The 14,218-nt window shown below is 67.8% G+C and carries 13 protein-coding genes; 12 read left to right on the top strand and 1 reads right to left on the bottom strand.

Annotation, left to right across the window (positions count from 1 at the left end; genetic code table 11):
* Position 1 precedes the first annotated feature (1 nt).
* A complete protein-coding gene (locus L978_RS15640; RefSeq protein ID WP_052193808.1) occupies positions 2-748 on the top strand; it encodes a DNA-3-methyladenine glycosylase in 747 nt (248 codons plus the stop codon).
* Here L978_RS15640 and L978_RS15645 read toward each other — a convergent pair.
* Entirely contained in the window at positions 688-1,698 is a 1,011-nt protein-coding gene (locus L978_RS15645) for a LacI family DNA-binding transcriptional regulator (protein ID WP_047524210.1), read from the bottom strand. The two genes, L978_RS15640 and L978_RS15645, sit on opposite strands and share 61 nt — an antisense overlap.
* Positions 1,699-1,838: 140 nt before the next feature.
* Between L978_RS15645 and L978_RS15650 the strand changes: the two genes are divergently transcribed.
* The 11 genes from L978_RS15650 (at position 1,839) to L978_RS15700 (ending at position 14,215) form a co-directional block, all read left to right on the top strand.
* Positions 1,839-3,848 carry a beta-galactosidase gene (locus L978_RS15650; protein WP_052193809.1) on the top strand — a complete coding sequence of 670 codons (2,010 nt, stop codon included), beginning with the start codon at positions 1,839-1,841 and terminating at the stop codon, positions 3,846-3,848.
* Positions 3,845-4,771, top strand: coding sequence for a carbohydrate ABC transporter permease (locus L978_RS15655; protein ID WP_047524211.1), 927 nt, complete (start codon positions 3,845-3,847; stop codon positions 4,769-4,771). Before L978_RS15650 ends, L978_RS15655 begins: the two co-directional genes overlap by 4 nt.
* Positions 4,768-5,652 (top strand): carbohydrate ABC transporter permease, encoded by an 885-nt coding sequence (locus L978_RS15660; RefSeq protein WP_081997091.1) that lies wholly within the window; start codon positions 4,768-4,770, stop codon positions 5,650-5,652. The genes L978_RS15655 and L978_RS15660 overlap by 4 nt, the downstream gene beginning before the upstream one ends.
* Positions 5,653-5,727: 75 nt before the next feature.
* Complete coding sequence (locus L978_RS15665; RefSeq protein ID WP_047524212.1) at positions 5,728-7,059, top strand: ABC transporter substrate-binding protein; 1,332 nt, start codon at positions 5,728-5,730, stop codon at positions 7,057-7,059.
* A 61-nt stretch (positions 7,060-7,120) separates the two neighbouring features.
* On the top strand, positions 7,121-9,244 hold the full coding sequence (locus L978_RS15670) for an alpha-galactosidase (protein ID WP_047524213.1): 2,124 nt from the start codon (positions 7,121-7,123) through the stop codon (positions 9,242-9,244).
* Positions 9,245-9,404: 160 nt separating this feature from the next.
* Entirely contained in the window at positions 9,405-9,641 is a 237-nt protein-coding gene (gene rpmB, locus L978_RS15675; protein WP_017203559.1) for a 50S ribosomal protein L28, read from the top strand.
* Entirely contained in the window at positions 9,641-9,811 is a 171-nt protein-coding gene (rpmG, locus tag L978_RS15680; protein WP_017203558.1) for a 50S ribosomal protein L33, read from the top strand. The genes rpmB and rpmG overlap by 1 nt, the downstream gene beginning before the upstream one ends.
* A 3-nt stretch (positions 9,812-9,814) precedes the next feature.
* On the top strand, positions 9,815-10,120 hold the full coding sequence (gene rpsN / locus L978_RS15685) for a 30S ribosomal protein S14 (protein ID WP_017829734.1): 306 nt from the start codon (positions 9,815-9,817) through the stop codon (positions 10,118-10,120).
* Positions 10,121-10,471: 351 nt separating this feature from the next.
* Complete coding sequence (locus L978_RS15690; RefSeq protein ID WP_047524214.1) at positions 10,472-11,296, top strand: endonuclease domain-containing protein; 825 nt, start codon at positions 10,472-10,474, stop codon at positions 11,294-11,296.
* 530 nt (positions 11,297-11,826) lie between these two features.
* Complete coding sequence (locus tag L978_RS15695) at positions 11,827-12,114, top strand: HU family DNA-binding protein (protein WP_017203554.1); 288 nt, start codon at positions 11,827-11,829, stop codon at positions 12,112-12,114.
* A gap of 169 nt (positions 12,115-12,283) precedes the next feature.
* Positions 12,284-14,215 (top strand): cytochrome c oxidase assembly protein, encoded by a 1,932-nt coding sequence (locus tag L978_RS15700; RefSeq protein ID WP_052193812.1) that lies wholly within the window; start codon positions 12,284-12,286, stop codon positions 14,213-14,215.
* The last annotated feature ends 3 nt before the right edge of the window (positions 14,216-14,218 follow it).

The raw sequence follows: 14,218 nt of genomic DNA on the forward strand, positions 1-14,218 counted from the left end.
GATGCCGCAGCAGGATGGTCTGCGACGAGCGGTCCGTGCGGACCTGAGCGGCTCGGCGGTCGAGGTCGCGCCGCTCCTGCTCGGGGCCGAGCTTCGGACGTTCGCGCCCGCGACGGACGAACGCGGACCTGTCGAGGTGCGACTGCGCATCACCGAGGTCGAGGCCTACCACGGGCAGGGCACCGGCGAGATCGCCGACCCCGGGTCCCACGCGCGGATGGGACGCACGCCGCGCAACGCCACCATGTGGGGCGAGCCCGGACATCTCTACGTGTATCTGAGTCACGGCATCCACTCCTGCGTCAACGTGGTGTGCGGGCCGATCGGGCAGGGCGACGGCGTGCTGCTGCGTGCGGGGGAGATCGTGACCGGGGAGGATGCCGCGGCACGGCGCCGAGGTGCGACGCTTCCGCTCAGCCGCATCGCCCGGCGGGATCTGGCGCGTGGGCCCGGTCGTCTCGGACAGGCCGTGGGGCTGCGGCATCCCCTGCATGACGGCATCGACGCCATCACCGGCGAGGATCGGCACGGGGCGAGGGCCGAGTTGTGGCTCGGCGAGCCGCGGGACGATGTGGTGCGCGGCCCCAGGGTCGGCGTGGCGGGCGTCGCCGGGACCGCTGCCTTCCCCTGGCGCTTCTGGATCGATGCCGACCCCACCGTGTCGCCGTTCCGGTGGGGGAGAGGGGCTCAGGCGGAATCTCTCCACACGACCGGCGTCGGCAACATGATCCCCACGCGCGGACGCTGATCTTCGCGCAACTGGGCGAGCACAGCGGCTGCGGCGGCCGCGCCGAGTCCTTCCGCCGGTTGGTCGACGGTCGACAGCGGCGGTGTGGTCCTGGTCGCCCATGAGCTGTTGTCGAAGCCCACGACGCCGACGTCCTCGGGAACACGGCGGCCGGCTTCGCGCAACGCCAGCATCGCTCCGGCGGCGACGGCATCGGAGGCACCGAAGACTCCGTCGATGTCGGGCGCGCGGTCGAGCAGTCGCGTCATCGCCGCGGCCCCGTCGGCGTACGAGTACAGCGGCGCCTCCTCGACGAGGTCCGGGTCGAAGTCGGCACCCAAGGCATCGGTGAATCCCGCGAGGCGATCAGTGCCGGAGTCACGGTCGAGCGCCGCGGCGATCATGCCGACGCGCCTACGTCCTGTCGCCATCAGGCGTGAGGTCACGGCGTTCGCGGCCCCGCGGTTGTCGACGCCGACCCAGGCCGCATCCACATCAGGGGGATGGCCCACGTAGGCGACGGGAAGGTCGAGTCGCATGACCGCGTTCGTGATCGGATCCTGCGCGCGGGCCGAGACGATCACTGCACCGTCCACGAAGCCGCCGTTGAGGTAGCGGGCGACGCGTTCCGTGTCGCGCACCGAGTCCACCACGAGGCACACCATCTGGTAGTCCGCCTCGGACAGCGTCTCGTTGGTACCGAGCATGATGGCGCCGATGTTCGGGTCTTCCAGGAACAGCGCGTGCGGTTCGTGCACGATGAACGCGATGGCCTGGGTGCGCTGGCGCACCAGGTTCTGCGCCGCGGTGTTGGGAACGTATCCGACCTCGCGGATCGCCTCTTCGATCGCCGCCCGGGCGGTGTCGGACACATAGCCGCCGTTGATCACGCGGCTCACGGTTCCCCTCGACACCCCGGCCACCCGTGCCACGTCGTGCACGGTGCTGCGGCGGCGGGCGGAAGTGGTCATGATCGACAGCCTAGCGACCCGGACTTGACGACCTCCACGGCGACATGCAACCATGTGTGCACGTTCACAGAAATTCCGATCGGTGCTTTCATGACCGAATCTGTGCACGTGCACACATCTTCGCAAAGGAGCGTCTCCGTATGGCCGCCGCAGTGTCCGACCGCATCGCCGCCCTCTCCGCAGGGCGCGGCCTCGTCTTCGGATGCGACTACAACCCCGAGCAGTGGGATCGCAGCGTGTGGCCCGAGGATGTGCGCCTCATGACGCAGGCGGGTGTCGGCCTCGTCGCGATCAACATCTTCGGCTGGTCGTCGATCAACCCGGCCCCTGATGTCTGGGACTTCAGCGCGCTGGACGAGATCATCGGTCTTCTGCACGCGAGCGGGATCCGCATCAACCTCGGCACGGGCACCGCCTCGCCCGCCCCGTGGGTCACCGCCCGCCATCCCGAGATGCTCCCGGTCGGCGCGGACGGCACCGTGTTCCAGCAGGGCGGTCGTCAGGGGTACTGCCCGAGCTCTCCGCTCTTTCGCGCGTATGCCGCCGACGTCGTGACGCACGTGGTCGAGCGCTACGGCGATCACCCCGCGGTGTCGCTGTGGCACGTGTCGAACGAACTGGGCTGTCACAACGCGCTCTGCTACTGCGACGTCAGCGCCGAAGCGTTCCGTGTCTGGCTGCGTGAGCGCTACGACGACATCGACGCGCTGAACCGCGCATGGGGGACGACGTTCTGGAGCCAGCGGTACAGCGACTTCGAGGACGTGCGTCCGCCCGCGCAGGCCCTGTCCCTGCGCAACCCCGGGCAGATGATCGACTTCCAGCGGTTCAGCTCCGACGAGCAGCTCGCGCTGTACCGGGCGGAGGCCGCGATCCTGCGGGAGCGGAGCAGCATTCCGGTCACGACGAATTTCATGGTCACCGCGCACATCCGCAACCTCGACTACTGGACCTGGGCGGGGGACATGGATCTGATCGCCAACGACCACTATCTCGACCGCCGTCTCGACGACGCCCGCGGGGAGCTCTCGTTCGCTGCCGACCTCACGCGCGGCCTCGCGCAGGGGGAGCCCTGGCTACTGATGGAGACGTCGACGGGTGCGGTGAACTGGCAGCCGTACAACCTCGCCAAGTCGCCGGGGGAGATGCGGCGCAACATCGCCTCCCACCTCGCTCGCGGTGCCGACGGGATCTGCTTCTTCCAATGGCGGGCTTCGACGCAGGGTGCGGAGAAGTTCCACACCGCCCTGGTTCCCCACGCCGGTGAGGACTCGAACCAGTGGCGTGAGGTCGTCGAACTGGGTGGCCTGCTCGATCGCCTCGGTGAGGTCGCCGGTACCCGAGTCGTCGCGGACACCGCGCTGCTCTTCTCGTGGGAGAGCTGGTGGGCGTCCGAGAACGAAGGGCGTCCGAGCGAGGCGCTGACCTACCTCGGACAGGTGCATGCGGCTCACGCGGCGCTGTCGGATGCGGGTCTGACCACCGACGTCGTGCGCCCCGGCGGCGACCTCGACGGCTACCGTCTGCTCATCGTGCCGGCCCTGCACCTCCTGAGCGATGCGGACGCCGCGGCCATCGCACGCGCGGTCGAGGGCGGTGCCGTCGCGCTCATCACCTTCTTCAGCGGCATCGTCGACGAGGAGGATCGCGTGCGCACCGGCGGGTATCCGGGGGCGTTCCGCGATCTGCTGGGCATCCGCTCCGAGGAGTTCGCTCCGCTGCGCCCGGGCGAGGTCGTCACCCTCACCGACGGCACGACGGGCACCGTCTGGAGCGAGCGGTTCGCGGCGACCGACGCCGAGGTGGTCGCATCGTTCGTCGACGGCCCCGCTGCCGGAGGTCCGGCGATCACGCGGCGGGCGGCCGGCGACGGCGCGGCCTGGTTCCTCTCCACCCAGCTCTCGCGAGCGGACTACGCCGGGCTGATGACGCGGATCGCCGTCGCCGCCGGTGCCGCACGGGCGCCGGGCGCGGGGCCGGACGTCGAGATCGTCCGACGGGTCGGGGACACCGGCAGCTTCCTGTTCGTCGTCAACCACGGGTCGACCGACGCCGAGGTCACGGCGTCCGGTCATGAGTTCGTCACGGACGCCCCCGCCACCGGCATCGTGCCGGCTGGGGCCGTCCGCATCATCAAGGAGGATGTATGACCACCACGCTCACCGCCTCGGCGGTCTCCGCGCCCACCGCGGCGCGAGCCCGTCGGCGCGTCCCGCACAAGGGGGCCATCGCCTTCCTGATCGTGCCGTTCGGCGTTCTGTTCGCACTGTTCTACGTCGTGCCGATCGCCTACGCGTTCTGGCAGTCCCTGCTCGTCGTCGAGCGCGACGGCACCTTCGGCAAGGCCGAGCAGGTGTTCGGCGGCCTTACCCAGTACGTACTCGTCTTCCAGAACGAGGCCTTCTGGAGCTCGATGGGGCGCATGCTGCTGTTCGGCGTCGTGCAGGTGCCCGTCATGCTGGGCCTCGCCCTGCTGTTCGCCCTGCTGCTGGACTCGCCTCTCGTGCGCGGGAAGCGCTTCTTCCGTCTGGCGTTCTTCGTGCCCTACGCGGTGCCGGGCGTGATCGCCGCGATTATGTGGGGCTCGCTGTTCTCGCCCAACCTCTCGCCCTTCACCGCGATCACCAAGAACATCGACTTCCTCGGCGCCGACCTGGTGCTGTGGTCGATCGCGAACGTCGTGACCTGGGTCTACGTCGGGTACAACATGCTGATCATCTACTCGGCACTGCTGTCGATCCCGCAGGAGCTGTACGAAGCGGCCCGCCTCGACGGCGCAGGCCAATGGCGGATCGCCTGGTCGATCAAGATCCCGCTGGTGCGGCCCGCGATCGTGATGACCGCGATCTTCTCGATCATCGGCACGCTGCAGCTGCTCGCCGAGCCCCAGGTGTTCCGGTCGTTCAGCTCGGCCGTGACCAGCACCTTCACCCCGAACATGACCGTGTACGCCACGGCGTCCATCCCGAACACCAACCTGGCGGCTGCCTTCTCGGTCGTGCTCGCCGTGACGACGTTCGTGCTGTCGTTCGGGTTCATGAAGTACATGCAGCGCAAGGAGCAGAACGCATGACCACCGCGTCGATCGTCGCGCCCGGCCGGCGCCGCAGCACCGCTCGGGAATCGGGCATCTCCCGCACGGGTGCCATGCTGATCATGGCCGTGTTCACGGTCTACTTCCTGCTTCCGCTGTGGTGGCTGCTGGTCGCCTCCAGCAAGGAGACCGGCGACATCCTCACCACCGCGCCGCTGTGGTTCGCCGACTTCCACCTCTTCGACAACATCGCTGAGCTGTTCACCTACCGGGACGGCGTGTACCTGCGCTGGCTGGGCAACTCGATGCTCTACGCCGCTCTCGGCGGAGCCATCGCCACGCTTCTGGCGGCCATGGCGGGCTACGCGCTCGCCAAGTACCGCTTTCCCGGCCGCGACCTGCTGTTCGACATCGTGCTGGGAGGAGTGCTCGTCCCCGCGACGGCTCTCGCGCTGCCGCTGTTCCTGATCTTCAGCCAAGCGCAGCTGACCAACACGTTCTGGTCGGTCTTCCTCCCCTCGATCGTGAGCCCGTTCGGCGTCTACCTCGCGCGCATCTTCGCGGCCTCCTCGGTGCCGGACGAACTCCTCGAGGCGAGCCGCCTCGACGGGGCGGGAGAGATCCGCACCTTCTTCACTGTCAGCATCCGTCTGATGACCCCGGCTCTGGTGACGATGTTCCTCTTCCAGTTCGTGGCCATCTGGAACAACTTCTTCCTGCCGATGATCATGCTGCGCAGTGAAGAGCTCTTCCCCGTCGTCTTCGGCCTCTACAACTGGAACAACCAGCTGAACCAGCTCCCCGAACTCCGCGGTCTCGTCCTGATCGGCGCCCTGCTGTCGGTCATCCCGCTGATCGTGACATTCCTCCTGCTCCAGCGCTTCTGGCGCAACGGACTGGGCGCCGGCGCCCTGAAGTGAGCAGGTCGTCACCCGGATCTCCCGCGTGACGCTCCATCCCCGCATCACCCCATCGCATCCATGAAAGGGATCGAAATGCAGCATTCGAAGAAGAAGGCAGCGGCCGTCATCGCCATCTCGGCGTTCGCGCTCGCAGGCTGCTCCGCCGGCGGCGGAGACAGCACCGGAGGCGGCGACGCCGCAGCTTCCTGCACCCCGGCCGACGGTGACGTCACGCTCGAGTTCACCTCCTGGATCCCCGGCATCGAAGACGTCGTGAAGATCTGGAACGATGCCAACCCCGAGATCCAGGTGAAGGTGCAGACCGGACCCAACGGCAACGGCGGCACATATCAGAACTTCTTCAACCAGATCAAGGCCGGCGACGCCCCCGACCTCGGACAGATCGAGTACGACGCTCTGCCGAATTTCCTCGTGCAGGACGGCCTCGAAGATCTCAGTGCGTGCGCAGATGTCGTCGCAGCCGAGGATCAGTTCGTCGACTGGGCCTGGGGGCAGGTGACGCTCGGCACCGACGGTGTGTACGGCGTTCCGCAGGACACCGGGCCCATGGCGCTGTTCTACCGCGCCGACCTGTTCGAGCAGAACGGCATCGCCATCCCCACCACCTGGGACGAGTACCGTGAGGCCGCCGTGAAGATCCGCGACCTCGGCGGCTACATCACCAACTTCTCACAGTCGGACATCAACCAGTTCGCCGGCTTCGCGTGGCAGGACGGCGCCCAATGGTTCGCGAGCGACGACGAGGGCTGGACCGTCACGCTCGCAGACGACGCCACGACCACGGTCGCCGACTTCTGGCAGGGCATGCTCGACGACGACCTCGTCGCGACGGTGCCCGCCTGGACCGACGAGTGGAACAACGCCTACAACTCGGGCGAAGTCTGGACCTGGAACTCCGCGGTGTGGGGTGCCAACTCCATCTCCAGCGGTGCCCCCGACACCGCGGGCTCGTGGGCCGTCGCTCCGCTCCCGCAGTGGAAGGACGGCGGGACCGCGGCCGGGAACTGGGGTGGATCCTCGACCGCCGTGCTCAAGGGCAGCGAACACCTCTACGAGGCGACCACGTTCGCGCTGTGGCTCAACACGTCGGATGAGGCGCTGACTGCGCTCGCCGACGCGGCCAACCTCTATCCCGCCACGACGGCGGGACTCGCTTTGCCGGTTTTCAGTGAGGGCGTGGAGTTCTACGGCGGGCAGAAGATCTACGACATCTTTGCCGATGCCGCCACCCAGGTCTCCCCCGACTTCGCGTGGGGTCCGACCATGACCCAGACCTATGCGGACATCTCGGACGGCTTCAAGGCTGCTGTCAGCGGCAGCGGAACCCTGCTCGACGCGATCGAGAAGGGCCAGACGGCGACCGTCGACGCGCTCAAGGCGGCGTCGATCCCCGTCAAGGAGTAATACCCTCGGAGGCCCGCCCCCGTTCGCACGGGGCGGGCCTCCTCCTCGCGTCTGGAGAGACATGTCAGAAACGGTCCACCTGACCTCGGGCGGTGTGAGTGTCGTCATCGACACGGCGGCCGCCCGGGTACTGCACTGGGGAGCGGCGCTCGACCCGCTCGACCTGGACGCTCTCGTGTCGTCATCGACCGGCGCTGTGACCTTCAGCTCTTTCGACGTTCCGCGCACCTTCCCGCTGCTCGCCGTCGAAGCCGACGGGTGGTCGGGTGCACCGGCGCTCGCCTGGCATCGGGCGGGGTTGCACAGCGCCCCGTTGCTGCGAGCGAGCGGGTGGGAGGTCTCGGCGACATCGCTGCGGGCGGAGTTCGCGGATGCCGAGGCCGAGGCCACCGCCGTGCTCGACCTCGCGTTGGACGTCGATGGCGTGCTCACCGCGCAGCTGTCGGTCACGAGCACAGCCGCCGATGACGCGGTGCCGCTGGACCTGCTGGCCGCCCGCATCCTGCTGCCGATCCCCGCGCACGCGACCGAGATTCTCGACCACACCGGACGATGGACGGGAGAGCGCCGCCCGCAGCGGGGTGCCCTGCGTCACGGTGTGCATCTGCGTCAGGTGCGCCGCGGTCGCGGCGGCCACGACGCCCCCTATATGACCGCGGTCGGCACCGACGGATTCGGCTTCCGCCGTGGCGAGCTGTGGACAGCGCACGTCGCGTGGAGCGGCGACGTGGAGGTCGGTGTCGAGCGGCTTCCCGAGGGTGCCGGAGTGCACGGTGCGGTTCTCGGTGGGGGAGAGCTGCTGCTGCCGGGCGAGATCCGACTGGGTGTGGGGCAGACCTACGTGTCGCCGCGGGTGTTCCTCACCTACGGCGGGAGCGGGCTCGACTCCGTGTCGTCGCGTCTGCACCGGACGGTGCGCTCGTTCCCCGGTCACCCCACGACGCCGCGACCGCTGGTGCTGAACACGTGGGAGGCGGTCTACTTCGACCACGACCCCGCGAAGATCATCGAGCTCGCCGAGGCCGCGGCAACCGTCGGCGTCGAGCGCTTCGTGCTCGACGACGGCTGGTTCCGCGGACGACCCGATGATCGCTCGGGACTCGGCGATTGGTTCATCGACGATGCCAAGTGGCCCGACGGCCTCCGACCTCTCGCGGATCACGTGCATTCGCTCGGGATGCAGTTCGGCCTGTGGTTCGAACCCGAGATGGTGAACCCGGTGTCCGAGCTCGCCGCGCAGCATCCTGACTGGGTGCTCCAGGCCTCGGCGGACTCGGCCACGTGGCGGCATCAGAAGGTGCTCGACCTCGCCAACCCCGCCGCGGCCGTTCACCTGCTCGAACGCATCGACGCCCTGGTCTCGGAGATCGGGGTCGACTTCATCAAGTGGGATCACAACCGCGACCTGCACGCGGCCGTCTCACCGCACACAAGACGCGCGTCCGTGCACGCGCAGACGGCCGCCTTCTACGCCCTGCTCGACGCGCTGCGCGGGAGACATCCCGCTCTGGAGATCGAGTCCTGCGCGAGTGGCGGCGCCCGTGTCGACCTCGGGGTCGTGCAGCGCACACAGCGCGTGTGGGCCTCGGACTCGAACGATCCCGTGGAGCGTCAGCTCATCCAGCGGTGGACCGGCACCCTCCTCCCTCCCGAACTCGTGGGCTCGCACGTCGGGCCGCCGATCGCCGAGACGACCCATCGGTCGGCGTCGCTGCCCTTCCGCATGACCACGGCGCTGTTCGGTCACGCCGGCATCGAGTGGGACATCACCCGCTGCACGGATGCCGAGCGCGCGACGCTGGCTCGTTGGGCGGCGCTGTATCGCGAGCTGCGTCCGCTGCTGCACTCGGGGGTTACGGTGCGCGCCGATGAGGTCGATGACCAGACGCTGTTGCACGGTGTGGTCGCGGTCGACGGCTCGCGTGCCGTCTACGCCTGGGTGCGCCTGGGTACGTCCGTCGACGGCTTCACTCCGCGCACGCGGATCCCCGGTCTGCCGGCGACGCAGCGGTATCGCCTGCGGATGCGGGAGGATCTCGGGAACGTCGCACGACACCAGGTTGCTGACCCCGCGTGGATCGACTCCGGGGTGGAGGGATCCGGTGCCTTCTTCGAGTCCGTCGGTGTGCCGTTGCCGCTGCTGGATCCGGGGGCGGCCCTGCTGATCGAAGCCGTCCGAGCCTGAATCACCGCCGTGCTAAACTGACTCTTTGTCTGCGCACACTCCTGTGCGCAGTTCGCATGCTTCTCCTTCCGCGGCCGAGAGATCGGCGGGTCGGGTTGCGTGCAGACAAGGGATCTTGGGTGGGGCCGTCCGGCCTCACGGTATAGAAGGAGTCACCATCATGGCAGCAGTGTGCCAGGTGACCGGAGCTGTTCCCGGCTTCGGTCACAACGTCTCGCACTCGCACCGCCGGACGAAGCGCCGCTTCGACCCGAACGTGCAGAAGAAGACCTATTTCGTCCCGTCGCTCGGTCGTAAGATCACGCTCAACGTGTCCGCCAAGGGCATCAAGGTGATCGACGTCCGCGGCATCGAGAACGTGGTCAAGGACCTCCAGGCGAAGGGTGTGAAGCTCTAATGGCCAAGAAGGCTCAGGACGTACGTCCGATCATCAAGCTGCGTTCGACGGCAGGCACGGGTTACACCTACGTGACGAAGAAGAACCGCCGCAACACCCCCGACCGCCTCGTGCTCAAGAAGTACGACCCGGTCATCCGTCAGCACGTCGAATTCCGAGAGGAGCGTTGATCAATGGCTAAGAAGAGCAAGATCGCTCGCAACGAGCAGCGCAAGGTCATCGTCGAGCGTTACGCAGAGCGTCGCGCCGAGCTGAAGAAGACCCTGGTCGACCCGAACGCCACCGACGAGGCCCGCGAGGCCGCACGCGTCGGCCTGCAGAAGCTGCCGCGCAACGCGTCGCCTGCTCGCGTGCGTTCGCGCGACGTCATCGACGGCCGCCCCCGCGGTGTCCTCACGAAGTTCGGCATCTCGCGTGTCCGCTTCCGTGACATGGCACACCGTGGCGAGCTGCCCGGCGTGACCAAGTCGAGCTGGTAAGTCTCAGCAGACAGCCGAAAGGGGCGAGGATCTTCGGATCCTCGCCCCTTTCGCGTCTCCACCCTCCCTGCATCCATCCCTCCCTCCTACTGCCCTCTCTCCCTGCCGCACCTGCTCCCTCTCCCCTGCTGCCCTCCCCCTGCTGCCCTCCTGCTGCCCTCACTCCTGTCCCGCCCCGCGCGTTCTGAAGGACTTCTCGCGAATTGCAGGAGCGAACGCTGGGTCCACTCCTTCATTCCGTGAGATCTCCTTCAGGGGTCTGTTCCTGCACCGAAGCCTCGGCGATCGAGCTCAGCCCTTCTCCCGGTGATCGGGCGGCGTGCGCGCGCCCGCTGGAGGCAGGATCGTCCGATGGATCCCGTGGATGAGCTCTGGCGTCGTGGAGGGGTCGCGCGGGTGCGCACTCTGCGCGCGGCCGGGGTGAGTGCGCACTCGCTCCGGCGGTCGAAGGAGCGTCTCGAGGTCGTCACCGTGCGGCAGGGGTGGGTGGCCTTGCCGGATGCCGACCCCCAGATCGTCGGGGCGGCGGCTCACGGTGTCGTGCTCAGTTGTGTCACGGCGGCGGAGAGGCGAGGACTCTGGATTCCGGAGAAGACGCCACTGCACGTCGCTGCCCGCCCGAACGCGGCGCGGATCCGGGTGCCGTCCCAGGTCGTCGTGCACTGGTCGAAACCGGTGGTCCCTCGTCCCCCCGACGCGACGGTGGATGAACTGCTCAACGTGCTGGCCGTGATCGCGCAATGCCAGCCGTTCGAGACCGCCCTGGTCATCTGGGAGTCGGCCATGAACAAGGGGTACGTCGATGCCGCGCGCCTCCGTGGCCTCGACCTTCCGGCGCCGGCACGAGCGCTCCTCGAGCGGGCGCGACCGTTCGCGGACTCGGGGCTGGAGACCATCGTGATCCATCGGCTCCGCTGGCTGGGGCTCCGTATGCTGCCACAAGCCTGGTGCCTCGATCGGCGGGTGGATGTCCTCATCGGTGATCGACTGGTGATCCAGATCGATGGTGCGACCCACACCGGGGAGCAGCGGGACAAGGACATCGCTCACGACGCGCAGCTGGTCCTCCGTGGCTACCGTGTGCTGCGCTTCAGCTACGAACAGGTCATGCACCGTTGGTCTGAGGTGCAGTCCGTGATCATGGAGGCCGTGGCGCAGGGCGCCCACCTCTCCTGATCACCCCTCCTGATCATCCCCTCTCCTGATCGCCCTCTCCTGATCGCCCCCCTCCTGATCGCCTGCTTCCTTGGACTCACGCCTCGCGTTGCGAAGGAGAACTCACGGAATGAAGGAGTGCATTCCGCATCTGCTCCTTCATTCCGTGAGATCTCCTTCATCCCGCGGGTTCTCCTCACCCTGCGACTGCTCCTTCATCCCGCGGGTTCTCCTCACCCTGCGACTGCTCCTTCATCCCGCGGGTGCTCCTTCATCCCGCGAGTTCTCCTCGCCAGCGCGAATTCTCCTCACCAGCGAGAGATCTCCTCACCCCGAGAGTTCTGCGTCAGCCCGCGCGCGCACCGCGTGAGTTCCCCAAAACTGTGACTGGAGTGACGAATGTGACGCGACACGCCCAGTAATTGCCCAAAACCCGCGAAATGACGCGGATATGTGGGTGGTCGTTGATACATTCGAGGCGGTCACTAGACCAGGGGCACCCGCCCCGATACCCACAACGATGCGACGGGATCTCGTCGCTGGAGGATGACATGGCTGACAAGTCCATCACCAAGACCGAGCTCGTCGCGAGCATCGCTAGCGCCACGGGCCAGAGCCAGGCCACCGTCTCCGGTGTCCTCGACTCGCTGTTCGCCACGGTCTCCGACGCTGTTGCCAAGGGCAGCAAGGTCTCCATCCCGGGCTGGATCTCCTTCGAGCAGGTCGACACCGCTGCTCGCACGGGCCGCAACCCGCAGACCGGCGCCGAGATCAAGATCCCGGCCGGCAAGCGCGTCAAGGTGACCGCTGGCTCCAAGCTCAAGGCTGCCGTCAAGTAAGCAGACCGCACCTCTTCGAAGGCCGCTCCCGTTCCGACGGGAGCGGCCTTCGTGCTCTCGCCCCTCCCGGCGCGCCTAGGCTGGAGGGGTGAGTTCCCGCAGCGAGTCGACGAGTCGGATTTCGGCGTATCGAATCGCCGGGGTGGTCATCCTCCTCGTCGCCGCGCTGATGGCCCTGGTGGTGGCGCTCGTCGTCGGAGGCGGTGCCGATGCACCGCTGTTGCAGGATCCGGGGCCGATCGTGCTCTGGGGCACCCCGCTCGCGAAACTCGTGATGAACATGTCGGCCGCCGTCATGCTCGGCTCTCTCGTCCTCGCGCTGTTCGGTCTACGCGCAGGGGAGCGCTCCTTCGATGCGGCGCTGAACATCGCCTCCGTCGGTGCTGCCGTCTTCACGGTCTCCGCGGGCCTCGCCGGGTTCCTCGCGTTCATGGCCGCCTTCAACCCGAAGCTCAGCATCGAGCGGGAGTTCGGCACGCAGCTCGGCCGCTTCCTGTTGGAGCTGCCTCTGGGACAGTCCTGGCTCATCACGACGATCTTCGGCGCGATCATCACGGTGCTCGCCTTCGCCTGGCGCTCGTGGACGCCCACGCTCATCACCGCACTGCTCGCCGCCGCTTCCTTCATCCCCCTCGCGACGCAGGGGCACGCGGGCGACCTCGCAGGCCACAACATGGCCGTCAACTCGATCCTGCTGCACACGGTCGGTGCCGCGGTCTGGCTGGGTGGGCTCCTGCTCCTCGTGCTGCTCCGCGGGCGCGGTGACGTCGACACCGCTCGACTCGTCGGACGCTACTCCTCCCTCGCGATCGCGGCGTTCGCGGTGGTCGCCTTCTCCGGATTGACCCGGTCGATCGTGGCCGTCGGAAGCTGGGACGCGCTGTGGAGGACACAATACGGCTGGATCGTGCTCGCGAAAGCCGCGCTGTTGGGCGGCATGGGACTTCTCGGCGCCTGGTACCGCGCTCGCCTCATCCCGAAGCTCGCCGGACAGCGTGCGGCGGGTTGGTTCTGGCTCCTCGTCCTGTGCGAAGTCGCGCTGATGGGGTTCGCGTCCGGCGCCGCTGCCGCGCTCGCGCGCACGCCCCCTCCCACCGGTGAGGTCGCCGCGTTCGCGCAGACGCCCGCCCAGATCCTCACCGGGTCGACGCTGCCGCCCGAGTTGACGCTCGAACGCTGGTTCACGGCGTGGGACTTCGATGTGCTCTGGATCGTCGTCGCGGCCTTCGGCCTGTTCTTCTACCTCGCCGGCGTCCGGCGCCTGCATCTGCGCGGAGATCGCTGGCCGATCCATCGCACGGTCTTCTGGGTGCTCGGGCTGCTCATGCTCTTCTGGGTGACGTGCGGCCCGCTCAACGCGTACCAGGAGTACCTGTTCAGCATCCACATGATGGGCCACATGATGCTGTCGATGGCCATCCCGCTGCTGCTGGTCTCGGGCGCACCGATCACACTCGCCCTGCGCGCGATCCACAAGCGCGACGACGGCACCCGGGGAGGCCGCGAGTGGATCATGTGGGCCGTGCATTCGCCGTTCGCCCGGGTCGTCACCCATCCGTTCGTCGCCGCGGCCATCTTCATCCTGTCGCTGTGGGCGTTCTACTTCACCGACCTGGTGCGGTGGGCGATGGTCGAGCACATCGGTCATGAGTGGATGGTGATCCACTTCCTGATCTCGGGCTACCTGTTCGTGATGAGCCTGATCGGTGCCGACCCGGTGCCGTACCGACTTCCCTACCCCGGCCGCCTCATCACCCTGATCGCCGTCATGGCGATGCACGCCTTCTTCGGCATCGCGATCATGATGCAGGAGGGGCTGATGGTCGCGGAGTGGTTCGGATCGATGGGCCGTGACTGGGGGGCCGATCCGTTGCAGGACCAGTACGTCGGCGGCGGCATCGCCTGGTCCATCGGCGAGATCCCGACCTTGATCCTGGCCATCACGGTCGCGATCCAGTGGAGCCGCAGCGACACGAAGCTGCAGCGTCGGCGCGACCGGCATGCGGACCGCACCGGAGACAGGGAACTCGAGGAGTACAACACCAAGTTGGCCGAGCTCGCCGCTCAGGACCAGCGTCGCGAGGAGCGCGAGAGGCGTTGAGGC

The sequence above is a fragment of the Microbacterium sp. ZOR0019 genome (genome assembly GCF_000800925.1).
Taxonomy (GTDB): domain Bacteria; phylum Actinomycetota; class Actinomycetes; order Actinomycetales; family Microbacteriaceae; genus Microbacterium; species Microbacterium aurugineum.